Origin of the sequence: Flavobacterium sp. N502540 (assembly GCF_025947365.1) — a bacterium.
In the GTDB taxonomy this organism is placed as follows: Bacteria; Bacteroidota; Bacteroidia; order Flavobacteriales; family Flavobacteriaceae; genus Flavobacterium.
On sequence record NZ_CP110012.1, the window covers coordinates 1,441,015 to 1,467,375 of the forward strand.

The window sequence follows — 26,361 nt, forward strand, 5'->3', positions numbered from 1 at the left end:
GAATATGGATATTAGAGTATAGAAAATAGACTAAGCTCTACAATTTTGACAAAGATAAGAAAGTCTATTTTCTTTATTCTGTCTTCGTTTTTCTATAAATTAAGTAAGTTCTCTCTAAACAAATCGGCGTATTCCCGGATTACATTTTGATCAAAATAAGGTTCTTCATCAATTCTTCCGATACATTTTATTCCGGTTTTATTGAGAATTAAACTTTCAGTCGATTTGTTTTCGCTTCCGCTGAAAATAATCCCTGCAACTTTAAAACCACGATTCTGAATCGCTTCCACTGTTAACAAGGTGTGATTAATACTCCCCAAATAATGTCTTGAAACCACAATTACTTTATAATCGGCTTGAATTAAATCAATAATAGAATCTGTTTCATTCAGCGGAACAAAAATTCCTCCTGCCCCTTCCACAACCAAATGATTGTCGGTATCAGGTTCTATAATCTTCTTCAAATCTATCGTAAGCCCATCAATTTCTGCAGCCAGATGCGGACTTGCCGGTGTATTTAATTCATATGCATTCGGGAAAAACTGGGATTTTGAATTTGAAATTTGAGATTTTACCTTGTGTGTATCACTAAAATCCAAATCTCCGGCCTGAACGGGTTTCCAGTAATCGGCCTCTAAAGCTTCAACAACGATTGCCGAAGTAACGGTTTTACCAACATCTGTTGAAATTCCGGTTATAAATATTTTCATGCTTCTTCTGTTTCACAGCGACTCACAAAGTGAATATCCGTTTAATAATTGATGCAAAAATACCAATAAAAACAAACCCATCACGTATGATGGGTTCTATTTAACTTACTCTTCTTTCAATTCGTCTATCACTTTCTTTATTTCCTTAGCATATTTTCCGTAAAAAAACTGAACCCACCATTCTAAAGCCAATCCCATAAAAAGAATTGAAAAGAGAATAACCGAAAAAATACTGAATATTTCTGTGTTACTAAATTCAAGCATTGTAAAATCGGCCACTTTAGAAGTCTGATCGTAGATAAAAACGATTAGAAATACTACCAGAAAAGGTGTCAAAGCAAATCCGAAAGTCTTATACAATTCCATATTCAGACGAATATCAAAATAAGTTTCATACAGATTGTCTTTTGTTTTCAGAGCAGTATTATTTAATCGTTTGTAAAAAAAATAAAGCTTAGCCAAATAATAAATACAAACTGCGGTGAACATGCTGAAAAGCAAGAAAAAGGGCAATATATATTTCTGCTCAAAATGAAAAATGTAAGGTGTAAGTCCCATTAAAAGTACTGAGACTACCTGTGCAATCAGCTCACTTTTTAAATTCTTTCTGATTCTGTCTAATGGCGTATTGGCCGATTGTATTTTTTCCAGATTATCCGGAAGAACAATGTTATCCGATTTATCATTGTTCCATGCGTTTTGTATATCGTTAAAATCCATATCCCTGATTTTTAATTATTTCTTTTAATTTTTCTTTTGCTCTGTTTAATTTCACCCTGGCATTTCCTTCTGAAATTCCTAAGTTCTCTCCAATTTCCTTATGAGAAAACCCTTCCAGCTGATAAAAAATGATCGCTTTATCTATTTTTTCGAGTTTTTGAACAGCCTTATAAAAATGATCGATCTGACTTTCTTTGATGTGCGAATCTCCTTCATCATCCTTAATATTTTCGGAAGCGATTTCGTACTTGTCGACCTTTCGCTTTTCCTTTTTCAGAAAAACAATGGCTGTATTCACGGCTACACGATACATCCAGGTCGAAAACTGACTTTCATTTCTAAAAGAATCATACGATTTCCAAAGCTGGCAGATAATTTCCTGAAACAAATCCTGTTGATCGTCAGGATTATCCATGTACATCTTAGAAACTTTGTACAGTATTCCTTTGTGACTTTCGATCCGATTTAAAAATTCTTGTTCTTTCTCTTTCAAAATACTTTTATTTCATTACTGGTTTCACCTTGTACCCTGCTTTCTTTAACAAATTAATCACTCCATACTCTCCACCCAAATGTCCCGATCCTACAGCAAAAAACACGCTCTGCTTTTTCATCATTTCCGGCATCGTTTTTACCCAATTCATGTTTCGCTGGTCCAAGATAACTTTATTTGTCTTTTCACTCCCCATTTTTTCATCTGTTATAACATCATACAATCCATTGATATTTTCATTTTTATAAAAGGATACTGATTGAGACATTACGGAGTCATTTAGCTCCTCCAGCATCATTAGCATTTCATCATTGTTATAAGCCTTTTCCAACATCTTTTCTTGAGATTTTACCGTTTCCAGACCACCAATTTCAATATTTCTTTTCTTTGCGTTCTCAATAAATTCCATTTCATAAAACTTAAGATCTTTACAGCCAAAACTTTTAATCGAAACCATGCTCATTACTGCGGTCAGGCTATAAGCATCTACCTGTTTAACCGTCATTCCGATTGTTTTTTGCAGAATCAAATCCAATTTTGACAATTGTTTCGGACTCAGTCTCTTACTTAAAGGTTCTTTCCCCAATAACAATTGCTGCATATCTGCCATTTCTTTCGGGTCTGCTAAATCAATTTCCAACACTAATTCGTTTGAGGCTTCAAATGCTTTTTTTGTCTTATCAGACAGAAAATAATCTCCTGAACAAATTGCATGAATTGTACCGTACACATAAGACGGTTTCGATAATCCGTTTCCGGTAACTTCCCATAAAAGCGAATTTTCAAATTTTGGAGATTTGTTCTGTGCCTGTGTCGTTCCACTAAAAACGAATGCGATTACTGCAATCGCTGATGTAACTAATTTTTTCATTTTGTTGATTGATTTAATGATTGATGATGATTTGATTGATGATGTTTTGATTGATTGTTTTTTGATTGATGATTGAATAGGTACTATGATTTAGTATATTTTTTTCTTTGCCAGGAAGCCATTGAAGCAACAAAGAGGCAGATCATAACTAAGAGCAATCCCTTATTTGGTTTGTCTAAAATAAATTGATTTACTAAAGCATATCCCAGTCCTACTGAAGCGGCAAAGACAAATACGAAATTGAATACTTTTTCGGTAACTGATGTTGAAGTTGTTTTCATAATTGTTTTGGTTTATTTGATTACGACTCGTAAGTAACCAAACATTCAAAACGTTACAAAAATTTTTAAACTTTTTTATAGAAGCCCATAAACAAAGGGCTGACAGGAGTGCGTTTTTAAAATTAAATTATGAAAAGCCCACAGATCGAACGGATTTTACTGTTCTTCACGGATTTTTCATATATAACTTTCTATTGTTTGTGTAAACTAATCTTTTGAACTCAGGGGTTTCGCCAAAATTCAAAACCAATCCAACTTCAATTTTAGTCGCTTTTAAATAATTCATTAATTGAGCAACATGCGAACCAATAAGACATTCACACGCTTTTAGCTCTACAATTATGGTATCTTCTATTAATAAATCGGCATAGAATTCACCAACTAATTGATTTTTAAAATATACTTTTATCTGTTTTTGAGCCTCGACTTTGTAACCTTGCGATATCAATTCAAAATACATTGCATTCTGATAGACTTTTTCCAGAAATCCATAACCGAGCTGATTATAAACTTCATAGAATACTTGCAAAATAGGTTTAGATATTTCTTTATGTAATAAATCAGTCATAATTGCCCGTGTGAATCCGTTAAATCCGTTTCATCCGTGGGCTAAAATACGAAATTTCCTAACAATTCCAAAAGTTCATTAATCTCTTTTTCTGAGTTGTAACTATGAATACAAAAACGCAAACGTTCCTGACCTTCCGGAACGGTTGGAGAAAGTATCGGTTTTACATCGAATCCTTTACCCTGAAGCTGTTCTGCGAGGCGTTTTACATTTTCGTTTCCCGGAACAATAGCCGACTGTATTGCCGACTTACTCCGAACAAACATTGGCTTTAGCCCTAATAGTTTTTTGTGCTGATTGAAAAACACGATATTACTGCGTAACTTTTCAATGGTTGCTTTCTCTGCTTCCAATTGTTTGTACGCTATAAGAATTGTCGCAACAGAATGAGGCGACAAACCTGTAGTATAAATGAAGCTTCTGGCGAAATTTACCAGATATTCTTTAAGAGGTATACTTCCCAAAACTACAGCACCATGGCATCCTAAACCCTTTCCGAAAGTCATAATTCGGGCAAAAATTCTATGGTGTAATTTTAAATATTGTATCAAACCTTCTCCTTTTTCTCCAAATACGCCTAAAGTATGTGCTTCATCAACTACCAGATAACAATTGTACTTCTCAGACAAGACTACTAATTCCTCTAAATTTGGACTATCCCCATCCATAGAAAAAACCGTTTCGGTAACAATATAAACCGTAGTATCCGGAAATTTCTGAATGAGACGTTCCAGATCTTCAAAATCATTGTGATTGAATTTATATGATTTTGCATTAGACATAGTGATGCCATCCCGAATAGAAGCATGACTTAATTCATCATACAATATAACATCATTTCGTTGCGGTACAGCACTAAAAAAACCAACATTGGCATCGTAACCCGAATTAAAGATTAATGCCGATTCAGCGTCATGAAATTCCGCAATAAACGTTTCTGTTATTTGATATAAAGAATGATTCCCTGAAATCAATCGCGATCCGGTGGCGCCGTTTTGAAAAATTTCGTTTTCCAGCAAATAAGCATGAGTATGCTTAAAAATAGATTCTGATTTTGAAAAACCTATATAATCGTTAGACGAAAAATCTATTCGGTTACTAAAAACCGGTAATTTTCTAAGCGAATTATTTTGCTTTCGTATCTCTAATTTCTGATTCAGGTTCTCCGGTAATTTCATAAAAGCAAAGTTATAAAATTGATTCTAAAATAAACTATTGCATTGCTTTCATAAGCCCGATTAGAGATAATCATTTAAATTATACTCTTCGAATACAATATCTTCCGGCAATCAAAAAGCAAAAATTAGAGCATAAAAAAAAGACTCCAATTACTTGAAGTCTTTTTGTATTTATTCCGAAATTGCTTTAGTCAACTAAAACAATTACTTTATTATCTTTCATTTCAACAGTACCTGATGCAATCTCTAATGTATAAGTTTGCTCGTTTACTTTCGTGAATTTACTCGCTACATCTTTAGAAAAATTAAACTTTGCAGAAGCAATTTTAACAGTTCCTTTTTCTAAAATAGAGACAATAGGAGCGTGATTATTCAATATTTGGAAGCTTCCGTCAACTCCAGGTAATGTTACTGATGTAACTTCTCCTGAAAATAATTTTGCTTCTGGTGATACTATATCTAAAATCATTTTTTTTTAGTTATGAGTTATAAGTTATGAGTTATAAAGAGCAGATACTCTATAATTTATAACTCATAATTCATAATTATATTAAGCTTCAGCTAACATTTTTTCTCCAGCTTCGATCGCATCCTGAATAGAACCTTTCAAGTTGAAAGCTGCTTCCGGAAGATGATCTAACTCACCGTCGATAATCATGTTGAATCCTTTGATAGTATCTTTAATATCAACCAATACTCCAGGAATACCTGTAAATTGCTCCGCTACGTGGAATGGCTGAGATAAGAAACGCTGAACACGACGTGCTCTAGATACTGATAATTTATCTTCTTCAGATAATTCTTCCATACCTAAGATCGCGATAATATCTTGCAATTGTTTGTATTTTTGAAGAATTTCTTTTACTCTTTGTGCACAGTCATAATGCTCATTTCCTAAGATTTGAGGAGTCAAAATTCTTGAAGTAGAATCTAACGGGTCAACCGCAGGATAAATACCTAACTCAGCAATTTTACGAGACAATACTGTTGTTGCATCTAAGTGAGCAAACGTTGTTGCCGGTGCCGGGTCAGTTAAGTCATCCGCAGGAACGTAAACCGCCTGTACAGATGTAATAGATCCTTTGTTTGTAGAAGTAATACGCTCTTGCATAGCCCCCATCTCTGTTGCCAAAGTTGGTTGGTATCCTACTGCAGAAGGCATACGTCCTAAAAGTGCTGATACCTCAGAACCTGCTTGTGTAAAACGGAAGATGTTATCAACGAAGAACAATACGTCTTTTCCTTGATCAGTTCCTGCTCCATCACGGAAATACTCAGCGATAGATAATCCTGAAAGTGCTACACGTGCACGAGCTCCAGGTGGCTCATTCATTTGTCCGAAAACGAAAGTAGCTTTAGACTCTCTCATTCCTGGCATATCTACTTTAGATAAATCCCATCCTCCATTTTCCATAGAGTGCATGAAATCATCACCGTATTTAATAATTCCTGACTCTAACATCTCACGAAGTAAGTCATTTCCTTCACGTGTTCTTTCTCCTACTCCTGCGAATACTGAAAGTCCACCGTGACCTTTTGCGATATTGTTAATCAACTCCTGGATCAATACTGTTTTACCAACACCTGCTCCACCGAACAATCCAATTTTACCCCCTTTTGCGTAAGGCTCAATCAAATCGATTACTTTGATACCTGTGAATAAAACTTCTGATGAAGTTGACAAATCTTCAAATTTTGGTGCTTGTCTGTGAATCGGTAATCCGTTTTCACCTGTTTTAGGCAATTCACCTAAACCATCAATCGCATCTCCAACAACATTAAATAATCTTCCGTATACATCCGGACCGATTGGCATTTGGATTGGATTTCCAGTTCCAACTACTTCATATCCTCTACTCAAACCGTCTGTAGAGTCCATAGAAATGGTACGAACCGTATTTTCACCAATGTGAGATTGTACTTCCAGAACCAATAATGTTCCGTCTTTTTTTGTGACTTCTAGTGAATCATAAATTTTTGGAAGTTCAACATCCTTACCGTTGAAAACTACGTCAACTACTGGTCCAATGATTTGAGCAACTTTTCCTATTACTTTTGACATTACTTATGTATTTATTAAATAGCTATTTAGGTTTATCGAAAATACCTCTTTTTTCAGAGCGCAAAGATAAATTTTTAAAATATAAAATCAATATTTTTTTTATAAAAAATACTACGATTTTGTTTGATTCTTAAAAGTCAGCCCTCAAATACCGAAAATAGCATTTTTTAACTGCATAAAAAAAGCCACTGCGTTCTTAAAGCAAGTGGCTGTTTTATAAAAAAATAAATCTTAATTTATAACTTTAGGATAAAGTGTCTGGTAATTCCCCACATCTACTCCTTTTAGATTTGAACCGTATTTTGCATTAATGGACTCCATAAATTTATTGGCAATAAATGCATAACCTCTAGCGGAAGGATGAACACCATCCAGAGAAAATACTCCTCCGAAAACAAATGCGCTTGTCAAAGTATAGCCATTGACAGAAATACCATTTGCAGTAGACAACTGTTTCATCAATCCGTCGGCATCTACTAATGCCAGACCGTTTGCTTCCTGAGCCGCTTTAATGGTTAAATTATAGGCCGCAGTAGCGTTTTTGATCTCCGTTATCTCTGCTGGAATTAAAACATACTTATCTTGTAACGGATACGTAATCCCGAATTTATCCAATGGAGCTGGAGGCGCCATTCCAATTCCTGAGTTTGCTGCTGTAGGTGCTGTACCAATCGCTGCTCTAGTACTCAAAAGTACTAAGTCGGTAGTCCTGGCCTGACGTGCCTGGCCAAAAACGGTACCATAAAAAGCTGCTGTCTGTGCACCTACTGAAGGCGTAAGCACAGCAGTAAGCTGAGCAGATAAATTGGTAAGGGTTTCATCTTTTATCAATAAAGGATTTGCTGCGGTTAGCGATAGTAAATCAATTCTATCCGTAACTCCAAGATAATTTAAGGCGCTTTTCAACGGACCGTATAATTGTGTATTAAGTGCATTGATTGTTGCTGTTCCAACAGCTGTACTCCCAGCACCCAGAAGAGAAACTGTTAACGGGTTGTAAGGAACTGTTGTAAAGTGCGGCAAGGTACTAATGTCCGGTAAATTGGCCACAACACCTTTTCTACCGTTCTTAGACAATTCTGTTGCCAGGTTTTTATAAGCAGCATCAAAAGTAGCCGGATCTGTAATTGGGTTTGTTCCGTCTCCTCCAGATGTCGCATAACCTAAAACATCATTACCCCCAATCCATAAAGAGAAAAAAGTAGGATTCTGTGCCAAAGCGTCACCTAAAACCGTTGCCGAAGGCGAAGAAGCAATCCTTCCGAAATAAGGATTAGCACTCGCATAACCAGCCAGCGCCAAATGTGTTGCTTTTGCTCCTGGAATACCCATATTACTGAAAGCCCCAGTTAAACGCGCACTAATATCAGTACCCGAAACACCACTAACAGGAACCGGAGTACTTGTTGACACATCTAAATACAATCTAACTCCTAAACTAGGTACCTGAACACCACCAGAGGAAAACCCTCCAATATTATCAGTCATAAAAGGAGTCGTAAAAGTACCGCCGCCTATCAATGCAAACTGTTGTGCCAAAATATTAGGGTATGCATTGGTCTGACCCGCCTTAAACAAAGCATTATCTGAAAAACCTGCTGCGAAAGAATCTCCCAACGCAACATATTTTGAAAAATTCGCCTGCCCCGAAGTTAACGGCTGCCCATCAGACGAATCTGATACCGTTACCGCATCATCACTATTACAAGCCATAAAGGTTACTGAAACCAAAAACAGCCATTTTAAATTTTTTACCATGATCTACTATATTTTTATAATTATCCTTTTCTGAACGTTGCATCCGGAAAAGCGAATAAAAGTTTTGTTTCGTCTATTATCCCAAATTACGGATTGATCGTCCAGGAAACAAAATATTGCTGACCGATATATCCCGCACCAAGTACCTGAGCATATTCTTTTCCTCCAATATTCGAAGCTCCTAATTTGAAAAGTGATTTTAATTTCGGAAGTCCGTAATTAATCTGCGCATCAATTACAGTTGCTGCCTTAATTATACCATCTGCAAAAGTTGATTCCCATTTGTACTCACTATTCCATCTTCCGCTTACATTGAATCCGAAGTTCTCAAACAATTTATCATTTCCAAGAGATACTTTAACTCTGTGTTTTGGTGTATTGAACCCAGCTTCAAAACTTGGATCTTTTGCCTGATCAAAATCAAACTGAGCATAGTTATAATTTACTCCCAATTCAAAATTAGCAATCACTTTTTTAGAAAGCCCAACTCCAAATCCGAACGATTTGATTTCAACATCTGTATTGGTATACAACTGGTACGCTCTGATGTTTCCATTCTGAAGTGCATGAACGGTTTGAACACCCGGATCTGTAGCTCCTTTGGTAAGATCAGGAGAGTCTTGTGCTGTACCATAAAAAGGCGCCGCAACATTTAAATTTCCAATAAAATGATTGTAAATATTGTAATAAGCATTAAGATCTACTGAAACATCATTGATAAAAGAACGATACCCCAACTCAAATGCTTTAACCTCTTCTGGTCTTACATAATTTATATTTGTTTTTCTTAAAAGTTTCGCCGCAGCTATAGGATCGGTTCCTGCCAAAGCAGCAAAAGCAGCTACAGAACTTGCCGTATACGAATTATTATAAGCATTCACTCCAGTCATTACAACAGTAGTACCTCCAGCAAAAGCCTGACCTGCAATTGTTGAAACAGGCAATGTCTCCGTATAACGCGATAAGTTGTCCGGAGCAGAACCAATTAACACCGCGTTCCCAATATTAAAACCAATATATTGATCCTGTGTAGACGGGTTTCTAAAACCGGTTTGGAACGAAGCTCTGAAATTATGATTCTTTTTCTCCCCTCCGGAATATACGAAAGAGACTCTAGGCGAAAAGTTACCATCGAAATTTTTTGATTTATCATAACGAATAGATCCTGTAAATTTCAATCTTTCATCCAAAAACTTTTTCATTACTTGTGTGTACGCACCATATTCTGTATAATTGATACCACTATTCCCATCAGTATAGATTCTTCCGTGAGAATTTAACTCATACAATCGGAATGATCCACCTACCTGAATTTCGGCAAATTTTATCAAATCTTTAAAGTTATAGTTGGCATCTGAATGATAAATCTTTGAATTATCTACCAGTTTCGAACCCGTAAGTACGCTTTCATCAGCAATTACCTGATCGAATGCGTTCTTAAACGCTGCTGTACCCGGTAAGAAGCGACCTGTATCTGCTGTAGTTCTACCTGCTGCATGTGCCTGCTCAGGAGTTGCCCCACCTAAAGTAGCCTGAACATAAGCCCCTGCATACTGACCGAACCAAGTCTTATCATCTTTCCACTTTCTATTGATATTAATACCGGTAAAGCCCATATCATAAGAATCCCCTCCATCTTCTGTTGTCATATATCCTCTCGCAAAGAAATTTTTTCCCTTGAACTCAATTTTATGCTGCTGCATAGCAAAGTTATTCAGGTAATACCTGTTAGCCCCTTGGTAAACGGCATTTCCGAAACCAAATTTACTTTGCCAGATAATTTCCAAACGCTCATCGCCAAAAGGTCTTCCATGAAAAGAGAAGTCAATTTTAGTATTTCCGGCTTTATTATTAGTCAGATCGACTTCATTATAACCCGTTCTGCTGACATTTTTACTAGGCAATAAATTTACTGCCGAAGCAGGAATAATCCCTAAAGCCGCCAATGACTGTCCAACACCTTTTAAATTAGTTGAAACTTCATCACCATAAACGTTAATTCCATCATAATTGATATTACTTCTGTCAATTCCAGGAATTGTTTTATCGTTGTAATTTGTAGCATACCAATCGGTAGCCTCCATATAAGTAAAGTTTGCTTTTGCGGCAAAATATTTATTAAACGCATGCGCAAATCGCATCCCAAAATCGTAGTAATTATTTGTACCGGCAGCTTTCTGTGAAGTTACTCCATATTTAAAATAGGCTGATGCTCCCTGATAGGCAAACGGACTCTTACTGTTCATGAACATAATTCCGTTAAAAGCATTTGCTCCGTATAATGCAGAAGAGGCACCCGGCAACAGCTCAACACTCTGAACATCAATTTCCGAAATACCAATCATATTCCCCAATACAAAGTTCAAAAGCGGAGAAGAGTTATCCATACCATCAACCAACTGCATGAAACGGGTATTGGCTACCGTTGCAAAACCTCTGGTATTGATTGATTTAAAAGACATACTACTGGTATTCATCTGTACCTCTTTTAAATTTTCCAGACCATCGTAAAAAGAAGGAGAGGCGGTTTTCTTAATATCAACGATTCCCATTCTTTCAATAGTTACCGGAGATTCAAGCACTCTTTCAGGAGTTCTGGAAGCAGAAACCACAATTTCATTCAATTTCGTTTCCTCATCTTTTAAAATCACATTTATTTTTTGATTTGCAGCGGTGACATTAATCGTTTTAGACTCGAAACCTACAGCCGAAACCTTAATTGAAAAAGGCAGCTTAGCCGAAGTGCTTAATTTAAATGTACCATCAAAATCGGTAGAAGCACCGTTTGAACTTCCAGCTACGACAATATTCGCTCCGGGAATAGGCTGTTTACTGCCATCAGTCACAGAACCGCTAATTGAATTCTGCGCAAAAGATATTCCGCTGAAAAACAACATAATTAATAAATAGACTCTCATTTGGTTAGTTTTTGGTTAATTTTTGTTTAGTTTCTATTTTGTTTATACTACCAAAATACAAATAATTTTAATATGTATAAAAAAATGTTAAAAAAAATAAATATTCGATACAAAATTTGTTACAATATTAACTATTTGATAATTGATTTTATTAAATTAAACTCAAAGATCAAACTTGTAAAACCCTAAATACTATGCGTACATATTATTTTAAAGCGAAAAAATGAGGATTTAATAAAAATACACCGACCATAAAAAAAATATGACAATTAAAACGGCAAGTCTAAATATCTTCGAAGATTTAACAAATGCTATTTCATAATCCCTCTTTCAAATGAGTTACAAATTTCTACAGATTTTATTGGTCTTCTGCTAACAATCAAAACTTCTCCTTTTTTCACGAAATCAATTGAACAACAATTGCCCCACATGACCATATCACTTGTCGCAAATCAAATCATCAGAAAAGTACAAATGCTCCGGGTTATTAAAATGGTATTCACGATCCCTGAAACATCTCGCAGATCTGCTTAACATGAATGGAAATCCTATATTTTATCGCAACTTTTTTACAAATATACATTTTATAACCTAAACCCTACAAAATTTGTGTTAAAAAAAATAATTCTACGCCAAAAAAAGCGAGACTACAAATCTCGCTTTTTAACATTTTTTATAATTCAACTATTTTGTCAATCGAAACGAAACAAAATGCCAATAATTATTCCTTTCCTCCAAACCATTAAATACAAACAGGTTGGCTTAAAACTCAATCTTTAAACCAATTTGATTGGCACTTGCAACTAAAGTAGTTCTGGGAGCCGATTTATAATTTTCTACCAAACCTTCATTATGTTTAGCAATAGCAGATTTAATCTTTCTAGTATACCCCATCTTAATAGGTATCGAAGCAATAATCATTGCACCTCCAATAATCGCGGCTGTAAAACTGGTACGCTCAGACTTAATCGAGGGATTATATCCGTTTCCGGGATAGGACACTGTGGTATTATCCTGAGTTAAACCCACTATTAAATTGGCAACCACAAGACTGCTACCTCCATAGAAAAGCACATTCCCCCACGTTTTTTTATTACGCCCGGCGTTATAAAGTGACAATGCTTCCGGATTGGTATCCAAATAGGCACGAACTACATTGGATGATAGTTTTTTGTTTTCGGTGTCGTTGTAAACGACTCCACCGCTTCTGTAACTGAACTGTTGGGAGAAAGACGATTGGAACGACACTATGAGCAAACACACAATAATTAATTTCATAATTTTAATATTTATTATTACTTTTTTACCAATTTAGGGAACACAAAAAAAACATCTCCAAGCAAGAACTACCAGGTGTTTAACATTGCATGTGATGCAAAGTTTTTACAACATTGTGACTACTCTCTATACTTTTTGCAAGTTTCACCACTTTATAAAACCTTTGTCGCTACGAAATCAAGAGACTTCGCAGAACTGGGGCAAAACCCTCAATATCAAACACTACCAAATAGTTGAAATATTACATAAGTCATCATTTATATATTTATTCAAAAAATCATCCCTAAGTTTCAACTTATTAGAAACGGTACCGTACTGAACCCTGTCAAATCCCTCAAAGAGTAAGTAATTTTCATATCGTATTTCGATCGTTTGGACATCATCTTGAATATCTTCTTCTAAAATGCAATTTATAATCAATTGTAGATTAGATTCGTTCAGTTCTAATACACTAAAATACACCAAATCCGATTGTTTTAATTTATTTAATAAATTAATTGAACTCAAATTTGGAGCTTGCAAATAACAAACCGCATTTGTAGGCATAATCTTTAAGATATCTATAAAAAATTCTTGTTCTATCATTGTCCTAATATTTTATGTCTCCTCACAGACGCAAATGTCCCGCTCGTGGACACAATCAAAATCAATCCGTTTTCTTTTCTAACCATCAACTCCTTACCTTTATACTTGCTTTTTTTCCATAGCAAGAACCATCTTTATTTGCAATCGCGAACGTCCCGCTCACGCCAACGAAGATCTGGAGACTTCGGAGAGCAGGTCACATTTGTGTCAATTTTTAGGACTTATTAAATTCTTTTTTATGCTTACCACAATTACAGCCCCAGAAGGCTTATAAATAACAAAATCAAAACTCCCCCTTTTCTTTACTATTGAGTCTCCTGGATTTACTTTTTCATAACAATTATCCCACACACTAACAATGTTACCTGATTTCAATTTTAGCTTGCAAACTGAATGATCAGAAGCATCAATATACTTCTCTAAAACTATACCGGTGTACTCATCATTTAATTCATCTTTATAATTTATCATTTCTGCTGGTTCTTGTAAATAAAAAACAAAAAACAACAAAACAACAAAAGACAATAAAACAATGCTCCATTTTTTTTGATTTTTCCTTGATACAATACCTACCATCCAATTACTCATCTCTACTAAAAATTAAATATCCCTATTTTTGATTCTCAAAGCCTAAACCAATAAAAGTCTAACTAGCACAAAGCAGGAGATGTTCTCACAGCGATGGCGATTAAAACTTACTAGAACAGTGATTATCTTCCATCAGATCGGAACTCCACATCTAGCAGAGAATTTATACCAGACCATAAAAGTAAATCATAGTTACAAGTAAATTAACAGTAACTATTAAATAATTTATAATTTGAATGTGTTTAATTTTAAATACTTTTTGCTCAAAATCACCATTAATGGGATTAAAAAAACAATATAATAATAAATACAATCATTATAAAACCTACCCTCATTGTAACACATTGAACAACAAAACCTAAAATAAAACCTAACCAACAAAAGAATTATTAAACTTACGATCAAAGCTAAATATGATCCATTATTTTTAGCAACTATCATATTTTTAAATCAAATTTAGAAAAGCCCACCAAACAAAAACAGACAAGAAAACTCTTTCTCTCAGAATAATTCAAAAAATTTCACGCAAACTTATAATTATACTCTTAACGCATAAAATTTTTAATAAAAAAAAGCGAGACCTAAGTCTCGCTTCTCTAAACACTTATATATTTTCAATAAAAATCTATTCTACCGTAACTGATTTTGCCAGGTTACGAGGCTGATCTACGTTACAACCTCTCATTACTGCGATGTAATACGAAAGCAATTGTAAAGGTATGGTTGTGATCAGTGGAGACAATGCATCTGAAGTCTCAGGGATCTCAATTACATAATCGGCTAATTCACGAACCTGTGTATCTCCTTTAGTAACTACAGCAATGATTTTACCGCTTCTGGATTTAATTTCCTGAATGTTACTTACAATCTTATCGTAATGTCCTTGTTTTGGCGCAATAACGATAACCGGCATGTGCTCATCAATCAAAGCAATTGGCCCGTGTTTCATTTCGGCAGCAGGATAACCTTCAGCATGGATATAAGAGATCTCTTTAAGCTTCAATGCTCCTTCCAATGCTACCGGGAAATTATAACCACGTCCTAAGTACAAACAATTTGGCGCATCTTTAAATGCTGCTGCAATTTCTTTTGCTCTGTCGTTCGTTTCTAATGCTTCTGCTACTTTTTCAGGGATGATCTCTAATTCTTGTAAGTAGGTATGGAAATCCGTATTGGATAACGTTCCTTTTGCTTTACCTAATCGCAATGCGATCATGGTTAAAACTGTAATTTGAGTTGTAAATGCTTTTGTTGAAGCCACTCCAATTTCTGGCCCTGCGTGCGTATAAGCACCGGCATGACTTTCTCTTGAAATAGAAGAACCTACTACATTACAAACTCCGAAAACAAACGCTCCATTCTCTTTCGCCAACTTAATAGCCGCCATCGTATCTGCCGTTTCTCCTGATTGAGAAATCGCAATTACTACATCGTCTTTGTTGATGATTGGATTACGGTATCTGAATTCTGATGCGTATTCTACTTCAACAGGAATACGGGTGAATTCTTCAAAGATGTACTCGGCAACTAAACCGGCATGCCATGAAGTACCACAAGCAACGATTAAAATACGTTTTGCGTTTAAGAATTTTTCCAGATTATCTTCAACACCAGCCATCTGAACAATTCCTTCATTTGCATGAAGTCTTCCTCTGTACGTATCTTTTATTACACTTGGCTGCTCGTAGATTTCTTTCAACATGAAATGATCATAACCTCCTTTTTCAATTTGCTCCAAGTTCATTTGAAGCTGCTGAATGTAAGGATCTACTAATGAATCATCTTTGATTTTTCTAACTTTAAGCGGTTTGTGCAATCTGATGTTTGCCATTTCACCATCTTCAAGATAGATCGCATTTGAAGTGTACTCAATAAAAGGCGAAGCATCAGAGGCAATAAAATACTCTCCTTCTCCAACACCAATTGCCAATGGGCTACCCAATCTGGCAGCTACAATTTCATTTGGGTTCTTTTTATCAAAAACAGCAATTGCATAAGCTCCTACTACCTGATTTAAAGCAATCTGAACTGCTTTACCCAATTTCAAACCTTCATTTTTCTGAACTTCTTCAATTAAGTTCACTAAAACTTCGGTATCTGTATCTGATTTAAAAGTATAACCTCTCTTTTTTAATTCTTCTTTTAGCGGTGCATAATTCTCAATAATTCCATTATGAATTATAACCAACTCTCCTGAGTTAGAAAGATGCGGGTGTGAATTTACATCATTTGGAACTCCATGAGTTGCCCAACGTGTATGTCCAATTCCTATGCTTCCGGTAGCGTCTAAGTTCTCTTTGGCTTTAGCCTCAAGATCCGAAACCTTCCCTTTTGTTTTACAAAGTTTTATCCCTGATTCAGTGTCATACAACATAACACCGGCACTGTCATATCCTCTGTATTCGAGTCGCTTTAATCCTTTGACTACAATAGGATAAGCCTCTCGATGACCGATATATCCAACAATTCCACACATATATTAATTATTAATTTGGTTTCGTGTAGTAAACTTCAAGCTGTAATTTCTTCCCTGTTGGAATAGTTGCACTTGAAGTGCCTCCAAATAATACCGTCCCTAATGGACTAATAACTGAGGCTCTAGGCACCTCTGAGATAACGCTGTTTTTTAGTTTTAATTTGTTAGAAGCTATTGTGCTTGCATCACCTGTCACCACCAAACCTAACTTTACGTTTTTCACAGTTGCATTCTTAATCATATTACGAATATGATTCGTTAATCTAATTTTATAGGTAGTACCTTTCTTAGTTGCAGCATCTACATTAATAATCCCGCTATATATTGCTTTATTCATTAACGGATTAGATGAAGAAGTCTGATCAGAAACATAATCTAAAATAGGCACATTATCATCCAGATTGTACAAATAAACTCGTTTTGGCTCATAAGTATCCTTCATTTTTTCAGTATCAATAGAAAAAACCAAATTAGCCTCATTAACTAACCAGTTTTTAGCCCTGATTTCGTCCAGTTTTGCTCCAAAACCATTCAGTTCCAATACCGCTAAAGATCCTTGTCCTCCTTTTAAATAAAGTCTGTCGTCTCCTGTTTTATTATTCGGATTCGTTATCGCACTGGCATAAGCTGCATCTTTTGCTTCTTTAAGCAAACTTGCCGAAGCACCTGTTAGCTTAATTGTCAAGGTCTTATCCTCCTTTGTATCCTCAGGATCTGTTGTTATAGCCGTTTTTGCCTTGTACTTGATCGTAATTTTACCATTTGTTGCAAAATTCAGCAAAGCCATGTTGGCCGGACTGGTTCCTGAACGTTCCACCTTAAAATATAATCCTCTGAAATACTCCTGAAAAACATCAGCAGAAGCCAATTTTGCAGCCGGAGCTTTAAGAATTTTATCCAGAAAGAAGGTTTTATTCAGTTTCAAACGCATTTCCGGGGCAACTTTTGTACTTGTTTCTTTACCAGTTGTTGGATCTGTAGTTGTATCTGTAATCTCACTTGCATTAAAGAAAAACTGCTCATTTTGCGTGATATCAGAATCATCGTTTAAAGGAGTTCCTTCAGTCTTTCCCGGAGCCACATAAGGCTTTTTAGATTTATCAAAATTAATATAATCGGCTACACCTGTATCTGTGTCCATATCGGTATTATACAGCTGTGCAAATTGCGCCCCTCCGTCAAAAAAGGAATTACGCATTTGAACCCCAGACTCATACACGCCTAATTTAATTTTACCATTTGCAGCGCCATAAATAGAATCTAGCACAAATGTCCTGTTACCACTAGGATCAGTACTTTTAACATGATTAAAATAAGGAACGCTAAGTACCACACTCACTATTTCAGGAGCATCACCAATTGTAGGCGCATACGTATCTAAACTAACCTGAGTAACAAAACTGGCAGTTGAACTACCAAAAACTGCATTATCGTAAATACCTAAACCATAATTTACCGATCCGTTTGACTGGATTGGAGTTACTTCCTGATTATAAGCTAAAACTTCATATTTTTCAGATTCCAGACCGAAGTGATCATCTCCGATCAAGCCATCACCAATCGCATTAAAATCTTTATCGCAAGAATATAAAAGGACAACTGTTGCAACTAATAGTATTTTCTTAACAAAAGAAGTATTGTACATGTGTAATAATAAAGTTTAAATTTTAAAGACCCATTGTTTTATAGAAATTTGTATACGCTTCAGCGAATGCATCTTTCGTGGCGAAAGGTAAAAAAGGTTTTCCTGAAGATTCTATAAATTTTGTTAAACTTGGTGATACATGCTCAGAAGCTATAATTACAGCATCAGAATGCAATATACTGGCTTTTAGGATGTTTTCGTAGTTAGGTATTTCCAGATCAGCAACTGATTCATGCGGAACCCCATCAAATTTTACTTTATTAATCATTTCCAAGTCCAGATTTTCATCAAAAGATTGTCCGTAAACCGAGGTTACGATTTTGGTTTCAGAAAATAAAGCTTCATTTTTATAATAGTGCTTCATGTAAATAGGCAACATCGAAGCCAACCAACCGTGAACGTGGATAATATCCGGAACCCAGTTTAGTTTTTTTACGGTTTCAACAACTCCTTTTGCAAAAAAGATCGCTCTTTCGTCATTATCAGGATACAAAACCCCGTCTTCGTCGGCAAAAGTTGCTTTACGTTTAAAATATTCATCATTATCAATAAAGTAAACCTGAATTCTTTCTTTCGGAATGGAAGCAACTTTAATAATCAATGGCATATCTAAGTCATTCACTACCAAATTCATTCCTGAAAGTCTAATTACTTCGTGTAACTGGTGTCTTCTCTCATTAATATTTCCATATCTTGGCATGAAAATTCTAATCTGACCTCCTTGATCGTTAATCATTTTCGGAACGTCATAAGACATTAAAGAAACCTCATTTTCAGCCAGATAAGGCACGACTTCAGATGATACATATAATATCCTCTTATCTTTCATAATAGTATTTTACTTAATTTTTGGTAATAAAAACGTTGCAAAATTACAAAATTTTATGCAGTTATTAACTAATATATTATGTTTGCAGTAAATTTTAATAATACTGCCATGCATATTTTCTACGGTAAAGTAGCTTTGATAGCCTATTTAAAAACTATCAAAACCGCAAATTCCACTATTGGATTTGTACCCACAATGGGAGCTTTACACCAAGGGCATCTGGCTTTAATGCAAAGATCACTGAAAGAAAATGACGATACCGTTGTGAGTATTTTTGTCAACCCAACTCAGTTCAACAACCCCGAAGATCTCGAAAAATATCCACGTACTTTAGAAGAAGATGTGAAGAAAATGAGAGGTTTAAGCGACAAAATGATTCTATATGCTCCTAGTGTAGAAGACATTTACGAAGGTCACACCGTTTCGGAAGCTTTTGATTTTGACGGTTTAGAAAATCAGATGGAAGGAAAATTCAGACCTGGTCATTTTAACGGAGTCGGAACTATCGTAAAACGTTTGTTTGAAATCGTGACTCCAACGAATGCTTACTTTGGCGAAAAAGATTTTCAGCAGCTGCAGATTGTTAAAAAAATGGTCGAAAAAAATCATTTACCCGTAAATGTTGTTGGCTGTCCTATTTTCAGAGAAGACAACCAACTTGCCATGAGCTCCCGAAACGAGCGATTAACTGCAGAAGAACGAAAAGAAGCAGCTATAATCTTTAAAGTACTTACTGAAGCAAAAGAATTATTTCAGAAAGGCACTCCTGAAGAAACGATTCAGTTTGTCGAAAATTCTTTCAAAGACAATGAAAGATTTGAGCTCGAATATTTCGTCATTGCTGACGAATCCACATTATTACCGATAGAACATAAAAATAAAGACAAAAACTACCGTGCCTTTATAGCGGTATTTGTTAATTCTATCAGGTTGATTGACACCATTTCATTAAATTAATTTACCTTTGCACCATGCAAATTCAAGTTATAAAATCTAAAATTCATCGAGTAAAAGTGACCGGCGCTGATTTAAATTATATTGGCAGCATTACTATTGATGAAACTTTACTGGAAGCTTCAAACATCATTGAAGGCGAAAAAGTAGCAATTGTAAACATCAATAATGGCGAACGTTTTGAAACTTACGCAATCAAAGGAGAGAAGAATTCAGGAGAAATTACTCTGAACGGACCTGCCGCGAGAAAGGTTCAAAAAGACGACATTATCATTATCATCTCTTATGCTACCCTGGAGTTTGAAGAAGCTAAAACTTTCAAACCATGGATCATTTTCCCAAATGAAAACGATAATTCGTTAACGTAAAGTTTTCTCTCAAAATTTAAAAGAATCTATTCTTTAGCCTAAGAAGATTCTTCAAAAAAACTATAAAAAACAAAAACGACCGATTTTGATTTTCAATATCGGTCATTTTTACTGTTTTACTCGAAAATTAACTTAGCATCTAAATGCAATTGTTTTGCTACGATTTTTGCTAATTTAATGTATGCAGTCTTTTTCTTTTTAAATATTCTAATAATTCTGTTGGTCTGTCGGTTTGTATCATTGTAGCTCCGTGCTCTATAACCCATCCCCAATTTGTATCAGGTGAGTCTATAGCGCGTTCATCTTCATGACCGGCGCACATTTCGCCCCATAAGGTGTTTACCCAAATTCTTGTTCCTCTTTGTTTTATCTTTTTTATTTGTTCAAACATAGGTGATTTTTCAAAAGAATACAGTACCTCAAAGGCGATAGGATGGATCTTATTGAGATAGTCATCGACAAAAGTATTTTGATTCGTTTGTTCTTCTCTTACAATGGGAATGTAAAAAATATCATTTAATAGTGAACCATACTTAGCATACACCTCACTATAAGAATCTTCTCCTTTGATTAATGCCTGATGGAGTGTTCCTGTTTTCTTTAATACTTCAACAATCTTATCTATATATTTCCAACTCTTATCAACGTTTATTAGTATCTTTCCTTTTGCTACAAGCATAAATTCTTCAAAAGTTGGGATCCTTTCATAAGTCTTTCTGTTTAAACCACCGGTAAGATAGAACTGCTGTATTTCGGCATAAGTATAATCAGACAACTTTCCTTTTCCGGTCGTGGTACGATCAATACTAGTATCGTGCATTAACACTAAGACACTGTCTTTTGTAAGTCTCACATCAGTTTCCATTATATCGACTCCCATCTCAATGCATTTTTTTAACGCTTTTATAGAATTTTCAGGAGCATTTCTCCAGTCGCCGCGATGTGCAGCTACAAAAACATATTTGCTCTTGGAATCTTGTAAAACATTAATGAGTTTATCTGCATGTGTTTGAGCCTGAATAGTTTCAAAGAATAGTAACAGCAGTACTATCGTTACGAGTATTTTTTTCATTTTACTTTTTTATGTTTGGATTTAAACAAATTTCATGATCAGAAAAAAGCATAATTTTAGCCATTTTACAATTATCATGCTTCTTTTCTGATTTTTACTAAAACCTAATAACCCGGATTTTGTTTCATAGCCGGATCTGTGTTAATCTCTGTTAGAGGAATTGGCATTAAGAGATTGTGACTATCGATAGTGATCAATATTCCTTCACTTTTAAACCACTGATTCATTACCGTTATTGCCGTGCCTTTACGAAGCAGATCAAACCACCTGTCTCCTTCTCCAACCAATTCAAGTTTTCGTTCTAAATCAATAGCACTTCGCATATCTACCTGATTTGCAGCGGTAGTATTTGCAAGCCCTGCCCGGGTTCTTATTAAATTTAAGTAAGTCTTCGCCAAGGCAATATTACCTTGTTCATTTTCTATTTCTGCCAACATTAAGATAATATCTGCATAACGAATAACAACTACATTACTTCCTCCATCTGCAGGAACTGTATTGCTTTTTGTAAGTTTTAAAGAAAAAGGAACTCCCGATGCTGTTATAGCAACATATTTGCCTTTACGGCTATCTGCTACTGTATACATACTATACAAATTTTTGGTCGGAAGGTTATGTCCCTTTGCTCCTGATATTGTTCCTGAAGGACTAAATATTTGCTGCATACTACTTCCTTCACTATTCCCATTTATGCCGGAAGCAAATTGAACTGAAAATAGTATTTCTTTGTTTGTTTCCTTGTTAATATCAAAAACATCAGCAATAGGCACTAAATCATGAATATTAGAATCTTTAACTTTTAGTAGCCATATTTTAGCATTTTGCAGATCGTTCAGGGTCAAATAAATCTTCCCTAATAAAGCTTGTGCAGCAGTTTTAATAACCTTGCCCGGTTTATCGGCTTTTACAGGCAAAAGAGTTTCGGCTTCTGTAAGGTCCTTTATAATTTGCTCATATACAATCTTGGCAGAAGTTCTTCCCTGTCCTAAATAACTATTAGGATCTGTCGTTTCCTGAGTAACTAGTGGCACATCTCCATATAATCTTACCAAATTGAAATACAAAAGCGCGCGAATAAATTTCATTTCTCCTATCCGATTATCTCTGACAGCAGCAACTTTAAAGGGGATCTTTTCAATTCTGCTTAACACCACATTAGCGCGCTGAATTGTTTTGTAAGAATCTCTCCAGGTTTCGCTTATCGAACCTACAATACTTGTGACACTAAAATTATCTAACTTGCCAAATGTACCGTCATCATTTAATGGAACTTCATCATAAGTCGCATCTGAAGGAATTTCACCCAAAGCCACCATATTTAGCCCATAAAGACCATTTGATTGCAAACCATCATAAGCACCATTAACCGCTTCTTCAATTTCGATTTCTGTACTATAAAATTTAGCCGCTACTTTTGACGTGATAGGATCTTGATATAAATCATCTGTGCAGGAAAACTGCGCCATCAGGCAGAGAAAACTAATTACTTTTATTCTTTTCATAATACCCATTGTTAAAAAGTTAAGTTAGTTCCAAAAATTACAGATTTTGTATTAGGATAGATGCGATTATCATTAAACCCCATTTCAAGTATATTACTCGTTTCCGCTTCAGAATTGAAACCTCTGTATTTCGTAATATTTATCAGATTATTGCCTGAAAGATAAATTCTTGCCCTCGTTAAACCAATTTTTTTTATGGCTGTCTTAGGTAGATTGTACGCTATTTGAATATCTCGAAGCCTTATATAATCCGCATTAGTAAAAGTAATGCTTGATCCTCTGGCAGCTTGTCTGTTTGACGAAAAATTTCCCGTATTGGGTTGTCCCAAAAAACCGTTCGGATTATTAACAGGATGATATCTGTTCTTAAAATAATAGGTGTTTGGCATAGAAAAACCTTCACCGGTTTCCATAAACACAGCCAATTCTTTAGCGAATTTTTTTCTGCCTCCAATTCCGTTTATGGAGAAGCTTAATTCAAAATCTTTATAAGTAAAAGAAGAATTAAAACCATAGGTAATCTTAGGAGCATAACTTCCAAACCCTTTTTTATCTTTTTCATTAATAATTCCATCCTTGTTAATATCTTCCATAATATAGTCTCCCGTTAGAGTACCAGGCATATGGGGTGTTGCCGCAATTTGCTCATTTGTTTTATAAATTCCTAAAATATTATACCCATAAAGTTCTGCAATAGGACCTCCAACCTTTGTTCTGTAAGATCCTTGATAGCCCGTTATTATTTCATTCTGATTATTACCCAGTTTTAATACTTCACTTTTATTGGTTGAAATATTCCCTCCGAAATTCCATTTTACCTGCCCCAGATTAATTCCATTTCCTTCAAATGAAATTTCAATCCCCGAATTTTTTAATTCTCCGGTATTTCGAGTAGAAGTTGTAAATCCTGATTGTTGCGGCACAGGCACATTTAGAAGTAAATCACTTGTAATGGACGAATAAAAATCGGCCGTGAAATTAAATTTTCTATAAATAGTTAAATCCAGTCCCAAATTAGTTGACGTTCTGGTTTCCCATGATAAATTCGGATTAGGGGAACTGGTGGTTGCAAATCCTGGATTTAAATCATTTCCGTATACATAATTTTGAGGATTTACTAACGGAATAGAGCCATAAGAGCCAATTTGATTATTTCCCGTTTTCCCCCAACTGGCACGTATTTTAGCAAAAGTAAAAATCGTTGTCTCAGGAAAAAAGGCTTCTTTACTTAAGATCCAACCTGCAGCCACAGAAGGAAAAAGTCCCCATTTTGAATTAGAACCAAAACGAGAGGAACCATCACGCCTCAAAGTCCCTGTGAGTTGATACTTTTCTTTATAAAAATACTGAGCACGGCTAAGATAGGAGATCAATACCCATGCCTCTTTTGAACTGGCAACTTTATAAGCACTGGCTCCCGCAATATTTGGGAGATTATCATCAGGGATTCCTGTACCTACAATCTCTGATGAATTTCCTTCTTCTTTTTGGTACGTATATCCTGCCAATAGCTCAATTTGATGCTTTCCAAAATTTTTAGTATAATTTAATGTATTCTCGGTAATAATATTTTTTGCCATGGAAGCCGTTTCAGAAGCTATAGCTGCCCTGGGAGCGGGCATTCTGTAATAACCTACTGAAGATGGACTATAAAATTGACTTAAAGGATTTCTGTAATCTCCACCAAGTAATGTTTTAAACTGCAGCCCATCACTAATATCATAGGTAACAAAAGCATTTCCAAACAGCCTGAAATACCTTTCGACATTTGAGTTTAGTTTCATAATTGCCACCGGATTTTCTGCCAAAGCCCCATCTTGAGGAGCATTTGCAGCAAGTTGATTTCCAATAGCTAAAGAACCATCTTTACTATAAGGACTAAAAAATGGATAGGAAATAAAAAGCGTGAGAACAGGATTGGTGCTAAATCCATCGTCTTGATTGTACTTTTTCTGAACCGAATAAGAAGGGTTCAGGCTAATACCAAATTTAAATTTATCTGATAATTCCGTATTAAACCGAATTGAAGAAGTATAACGTTTATAATCGGTTTCGATAACAATTCCTTGTTGTTCAAAGTAATCTCCGGAAATGTAATAATTTGATTTTTCATTACCTCCCGAAACTCCAAGTGAATAATTCGTTATGGGTGCATCTCTAAAAACTTCATCCATCCAACTGGTATTTGCCAACCCTTCTAATCCGGGGTTTTTCAGGTAATTAAGTCTAAGCTCACGCTTACCCGCTCCTTTTGCTATTCTTGTGGCTTCGTCATCATTTTCACTTCGACTGTCAGGTTTTTTGGATACATATCCCCAATCTCTGGCTTCATTAAAAAATTGAGCCGCCTGACTTGAATTTACTATCTCTACTCCGGAAGCCTGTCTTTGGATACCGGTATAATAATCAAATGATATTGTTGGAGCCCCTTTTTTTCCTTTTTTTGTAGAAACCAGAATCACTCCATTAGCTCCTCTTGAGCCATAAATAGCAGCAGAAGCAGCATCCTTTAAAACATTTATAGATTCGATATCATAGGAATTTATAGCATTTAATGTTGCTCCCTCAGAAAGAGGAACACCATCTACAACAATAAGAGGATTAGAGCCGGCGGTTAATGTACCTGTACCGCGAATAATTATCTTTGAAGAAGATCCCGGTTGTCCTGATGTTTCATTAACCTGAACTCCCGCCATTTTTCCACTCAATTGTTGTACAAAATTAGCTCCTGCAACCTTATTAAGTTCATCTGCTTTAATCTGAACAGAAGACCCCGTTACTTTAGTTTTTGACTGTTTTCCATAGCCAATCACGATTACTTCATCAAGAACTTTAGAATCTTCCTGCAGTATTATACTAACCATACTTTTATCAGATACTGTAATTGTTTTAGTAATGTAACTTATACAGGAAATCTCCAGTTTATCGCCCAATGAAGCTTCTATGTCAAATTTACCTTCGGAATCAGAAATAGTAGCTTTATTGGTTTCCTTATTTTTTATTGTTGCTCCGGCAATAAAAAGTCCTTTATTATCTGTTATTATTCCTGTAATTTTTTCAGGTTTTGTAGCTATAGGCATAGAGCTATTTTGCCTTCTTATTCGAATAATTTTATCCTTAATCTCATACTGAACCTCCTGTCCTGCAATAATTTGTTTTACAATCTCATCAATAGATTGATCAGTCGCATTGATCGAAATCATCTTTTTTGTATCAAAATCTCCTGATTTAAAAACAAAAGAGTATCCGCTTTTTCCCTTCAGGGTTTCTATTGCTTCTTCAACACTTACACTGCTGTAATTCAAAGATATAACCTGAGAATATCCCGTTAGATTTAGAAAATACAATGCCATGGTCATCAAAGTGACCTTTATTTTGCCGTTCATAAAATTGATTTTTGTTAATTTGGTTAGATATATAATTCTGAAGAAGAGACATTTTTTATCTTTATATCTTATTCCAGAACTTTTTGGTCAGGCAGTTCAAAGCGTAGAATCGGAAAATG

22 protein-coding genes are annotated in these 26,361 nt (G+C 35.3%); 2 read left to right on the forward strand and 20 right to left on the reverse strand.

Annotated features, from left to right (window positions below; translation table 11 throughout):
* Window positions 1-92: 92 nt before the first annotated feature.
* From bioD to OLM58_RS06530, 17 genes are all read right to left on the reverse strand, one after another.
* Window positions 93-710 carry a dethiobiotin synthase gene (gene bioD / locus OLM58_RS06450; protein ID WP_264531650.1) on the reverse strand — a complete coding sequence of 206 codons (618 nt, stop codon included), beginning with the start codon at window positions 708-710 and terminating at the stop codon, window positions 93-95.
* A 105-nt stretch (window positions 711-815) separates the two neighbouring features.
* Window positions 816-1,430, reverse strand: coding sequence for a hypothetical protein (locus tag OLM58_RS06455; protein ID WP_264531651.1), 615 nt, complete (start codon window positions 1,428-1,430; stop codon window positions 816-818).
* Window positions 1,420-1,923, reverse strand: a complete 504-nt coding sequence (locus OLM58_RS06460; RefSeq protein WP_202700451.1) for an RNA polymerase sigma factor — start codon at window positions 1,921-1,923, stop codon at window positions 1,420-1,422. Before OLM58_RS06460 ends, OLM58_RS06455 begins: the two co-directional genes overlap by 11 nt.
* 7 nt (window positions 1,924-1,930) lie before the next feature.
* Window positions 1,931-2,794: a TraB/GumN family protein gene (locus OLM58_RS06465; RefSeq protein WP_264531652.1), complete on the reverse strand. Its 864-nt coding sequence runs from the start codon at window positions 2,792-2,794 to the stop codon at window positions 1,931-1,933.
* Window positions 2,795-2,877: 83 nt separating this feature from the next.
* Window positions 2,878-3,075, reverse strand: a complete 198-nt coding sequence (locus OLM58_RS06470) for a hypothetical protein (protein WP_264531653.1) — start codon at window positions 3,073-3,075, stop codon at window positions 2,878-2,880.
* A 166-nt stretch (window positions 3,076-3,241) separates the two neighbouring features.
* Complete coding sequence (locus OLM58_RS06475) at window positions 3,242-3,643, reverse strand: GxxExxY protein (protein ID WP_264531654.1); 402 nt, start codon at window positions 3,641-3,643, stop codon at window positions 3,242-3,244.
* 41 nt (window positions 3,644-3,684) lie between these two features.
* Entirely contained in the window at window positions 3,685-4,821 is a 1,137-nt protein-coding gene (locus OLM58_RS06480) for an aminotransferase class I/II-fold pyridoxal phosphate-dependent enzyme (protein ID WP_264531655.1), read from the reverse strand.
* Between the two features lie 187 nt (window positions 4,822-5,008).
* On the reverse strand, window positions 5,009-5,290 hold the full coding sequence (locus OLM58_RS06485) for a F0F1 ATP synthase subunit epsilon (protein WP_017495936.1): 282 nt from the start codon (window positions 5,288-5,290) through the stop codon (window positions 5,009-5,011).
* A gap of 81 nt (window positions 5,291-5,371) precedes the next feature.
* Entirely contained in the window at window positions 5,372-6,883 is a 1,512-nt protein-coding gene (gene atpD / locus OLM58_RS06490; protein ID WP_017495935.1) for a F0F1 ATP synthase subunit beta, read from the reverse strand.
* Between the two features lie 231 nt (window positions 6,884-7,114).
* Window positions 7,115-8,641: an SGNH/GDSL hydrolase family protein gene (locus tag OLM58_RS06495; RefSeq protein WP_264531656.1), complete on the reverse strand. Its 1,527-nt coding sequence runs from the start codon at window positions 8,639-8,641 to the stop codon at window positions 7,115-7,117.
* A gap of 86 nt (window positions 8,642-8,727) precedes the next feature.
* The gene (locus OLM58_RS06500) at window positions 8,728-11,559 is read right to left on the reverse strand and encodes a TonB-dependent receptor (RefSeq protein ID WP_264531657.1); all 2,832 of its coding nucleotides are present in this window, start codon (window positions 11,557-11,559) and stop codon (window positions 8,728-8,730) included.
* Window positions 11,560-12,321: 762 nt separating this feature from the next.
* Window positions 12,322-12,837, reverse strand: coding sequence for a hypothetical protein (locus OLM58_RS06505; RefSeq protein WP_264531658.1), 516 nt, complete (start codon window positions 12,835-12,837; stop codon window positions 12,322-12,324).
* Window positions 12,838-13,059: 222 nt separating this feature from the next.
* Window positions 13,060-13,422: a hypothetical protein gene (locus OLM58_RS06510; protein WP_264531659.1), complete on the reverse strand. Its 363-nt coding sequence runs from the start codon at window positions 13,420-13,422 to the stop codon at window positions 13,060-13,062.
* A gap of 207 nt (window positions 13,423-13,629) precedes the next feature.
* Window positions 13,630-14,010, reverse strand: a complete 381-nt coding sequence (locus OLM58_RS06515; RefSeq protein WP_264531660.1) for a hypothetical protein — start codon at window positions 14,008-14,010, stop codon at window positions 13,630-13,632.
* A 625-nt stretch (window positions 14,011-14,635) separates the two neighbouring features.
* A complete protein-coding gene (gene glmS / locus OLM58_RS06520) occupies window positions 14,636-16,486 on the reverse strand; it encodes a glutamine--fructose-6-phosphate transaminase (isomerizing) (protein ID WP_017495924.1) in 1,851 nt (616 codons plus the stop codon).
* A gap of 10 nt (window positions 16,487-16,496) precedes the next feature.
* A complete protein-coding gene (locus tag OLM58_RS06525; RefSeq protein WP_264531661.1) occupies window positions 16,497-18,131 on the reverse strand; it encodes a DUF4270 domain-containing protein in 1,635 nt (544 codons plus the stop codon).
* 22 nt (window positions 18,132-18,153) lie between these two features.
* A complete protein-coding gene (locus tag OLM58_RS06530; RefSeq protein ID WP_264531662.1) occupies window positions 18,154-18,960 on the reverse strand; it encodes a glycogen/starch synthase in 807 nt (268 codons plus the stop codon).
* A gap of 78 nt (window positions 18,961-19,038) precedes the next feature.
* Between OLM58_RS06530 and panC the strand changes: the two genes are divergently transcribed.
* Both panC and panD read left to right on the forward strand, forming a co-directional pair.
* A complete protein-coding gene (gene panC, locus OLM58_RS06535) occupies window positions 19,039-19,917 on the forward strand; it encodes a pantoate--beta-alanine ligase (RefSeq protein ID WP_264531663.1) in 879 nt (292 codons plus the stop codon).
* Window positions 19,918-19,931: 14 nt separating this feature from the next.
* A complete protein-coding gene (panD, locus tag OLM58_RS06540; protein WP_017495920.1) occupies window positions 19,932-20,282 on the forward strand; it encodes an aspartate 1-decarboxylase in 351 nt (116 codons plus the stop codon).
* A gap of 169 nt (window positions 20,283-20,451) precedes the next feature.
* On the opposite strand, the gene OLM58_RS06545 is transcribed toward panD, so the two are convergent.
* The 3 genes from OLM58_RS06545 to OLM58_RS06555 form a co-directional block, all read right to left on the reverse strand.
* Entirely contained in the window at window positions 20,452-21,354 is a 903-nt protein-coding gene (locus OLM58_RS06545; RefSeq protein ID WP_264531664.1) for a glycerophosphodiester phosphodiesterase family protein, read from the reverse strand.
* 104 nt (window positions 21,355-21,458) lie between these two features.
* Entirely contained in the window at window positions 21,459-22,856 is a 1,398-nt protein-coding gene (locus OLM58_RS06550) for a RagB/SusD family nutrient uptake outer membrane protein (RefSeq protein WP_264531665.1), read from the reverse strand.
* A gap of 11 nt (window positions 22,857-22,867) precedes the next feature.
* Window positions 22,868-26,242: a TonB-dependent receptor gene (locus OLM58_RS06555; RefSeq protein WP_264531666.1), complete on the reverse strand. Its 3,375-nt coding sequence runs from the start codon at window positions 26,240-26,242 to the stop codon at window positions 22,868-22,870.
* Window positions 26,243-26,361: the final 119 nt, after the last annotated feature.

Excerpts from the sequence above, each read along its gene's own strand:
- bioD (WP_264531650.1), bottom strand. The coding sequence starts at position 710 with ATGAAAATATTTATAACCGGAATTTCAACAGATGTTGGTAAAACCGTT.
- OLM58_RS06455 (WP_264531651.1), bottom strand. The coding sequence starts at position 1,430 with ATGGATTTTAACGATATACAAAACGCATGGAACAATGATAAATCGGAT.
- OLM58_RS06465 (WP_264531652.1), bottom strand. The coding sequence starts at position 2,794 with ATGAAAAAATTAGTTACATCAGCGATTGCAGTAATCGCATTCGTTTTT.
- OLM58_RS06470 (WP_264531653.1), bottom strand. The coding sequence starts at position 3,075 with ATGAAAACAACTTCAACATCAGTTACCGAAAAAGTATTCAATTTCGTA.
- OLM58_RS06475 (WP_264531654.1), bottom strand. The coding sequence starts at position 3,643 with ATGACTGATTTATTACATAAAGAAATATCTAAACCTATTTTGCAAGTA.
- OLM58_RS06480 (WP_264531655.1), bottom strand. The coding sequence starts at position 4,821 with ATGAAATTACCGGAGAACCTGAATCAGAAATTAGAGATACGAAAGCAA.
- OLM58_RS06485 (WP_017495936.1), bottom strand. The coding sequence starts at position 5,290 with ATGATTTTAGATATAGTATCACCAGAAGCAAAATTATTTTCAGGAGAA.
- atpD (WP_017495935.1), bottom strand. The coding sequence starts at position 6,883 with ATGTCAAAAGTAATAGGAAAAGTTGCTCAAATCATTGGACCAGTAGTT.
- OLM58_RS06495 (WP_264531656.1), bottom strand. The coding sequence starts at position 8,641 with ATGGTAAAAAATTTAAAATGGCTGTTTTTGGTTTCAGTAACCTTTATG.
- OLM58_RS06500 (WP_264531657.1), bottom strand. The coding sequence starts at position 11,559 with ATGAGAGTCTATTTATTAATTATGTTGTTTTTCAGCGGAATATCTTTT.
- OLM58_RS06505 (WP_264531658.1), bottom strand. The coding sequence starts at position 12,837 with ATGAAATTAATTATTGTGTGTTTGCTCATAGTGTCGTTCCAATCGTCT.
- OLM58_RS06510 (WP_264531659.1), bottom strand. The coding sequence starts at position 13,422 with ATGATAGAACAAGAATTTTTTATAGATATCTTAAAGATTATGCCTACA.
- OLM58_RS06515 (WP_264531660.1), bottom strand. The coding sequence starts at position 14,010 with ATGAGTAATTGGATGGTAGGTATTGTATCAAGGAAAAATCAAAAAAAA.
- glmS (WP_017495924.1), bottom strand. The coding sequence starts at position 16,486 with ATGTGTGGAATTGTTGGATATATCGGTCATCGAGAGGCTTATCCTATT.
- OLM58_RS06525 (WP_264531661.1), bottom strand. The coding sequence starts at position 18,131 with ATGTACAATACTTCTTTTGTTAAGAAAATACTATTAGTTGCAACAGTT.
- OLM58_RS06530 (WP_264531662.1), bottom strand. The coding sequence starts at position 18,960 with ATGAAAGATAAGAGGATATTATATGTATCATCTGAAGTCGTGCCTTAT.
- panC (WP_264531663.1), top strand. The coding sequence starts at position 19,039 with ATGTTTGCAGTAAATTTTAATAATACTGCCATGCATATTTTCTACGGT.
- panD (WP_017495920.1), top strand. The coding sequence starts at position 19,932 with ATGCAAATTCAAGTTATAAAATCTAAAATTCATCGAGTAAAAGTGACC.
- OLM58_RS06545 (WP_264531664.1), bottom strand. The coding sequence starts at position 21,354 with ATGAAAAAAATACTCGTAACGATAGTACTGCTGTTACTATTCTTTGAA.
- OLM58_RS06550 (WP_264531665.1), bottom strand. The coding sequence starts at position 22,856 with ATGAAAAGAATAAAAGTAATTAGTTTTCTCTGCCTGATGGCGCAGTTT.
- OLM58_RS06555 (WP_264531666.1), bottom strand. The coding sequence starts at position 26,242 with ATGAACGGCAAAATAAAGGTCACTTTGATGACCATGGCATTGTATTTT.